The organism is Rhizobium mesosinicum (genome assembly GCF_019511345.1).
GTDB lineage: Bacteria > Pseudomonadota > Alphaproteobacteria > Rhizobiales > Rhizobiaceae > Rhizobium > Rhizobium mesosinicum.
This window is the reverse complement of the sequence record NZ_JAEUAK010000042.1, coordinates 1-255: the sequence shown is the minus strand read 5'-3', so window position 1 is coordinate 255 and position 255 is coordinate 1. Positions and strand designations below refer to the sequence as shown.

Below are 255 nucleotides of genomic sequence, written 5' to 3'. Positions count from 1 at the left end.
AGGATTTGAACCTGCGGCCTTCAGGTTATGAGCCTGACGAGCTACCGGGCTGCTCCACCCCGCGTTATCCGATTTTTGCCGAAGGCAAGATATCGTATTTCTGCCGGAGCAAATTGCTTTGCAATTTGTCTCCTGTAAGGGACGCACCATTATGTGGTGCGCCAATTTTTCAGTCTGCATATAGGGCTTCAAAGCAAAAAGGCCGCTTTGTCAGCGGCCCTTTGATCGGCTTTGGGCCGTAAGTTTCGTTGAGAG

Annotated in this window: 1 protein-coding gene; it reads left to right on the top strand. The window is 51.0% G+C overall.

Translation table 11 applies throughout. From position 1 onward, the window contains the following. Positions 1 to 242: hypothetical protein (locus JNB85_RS30485; protein WP_220338128.1), on the top strand; the 242-nt coding region annotated here is incomplete at its 5' end. Positions 243 to 255 lie beyond the last annotated feature (13 nt).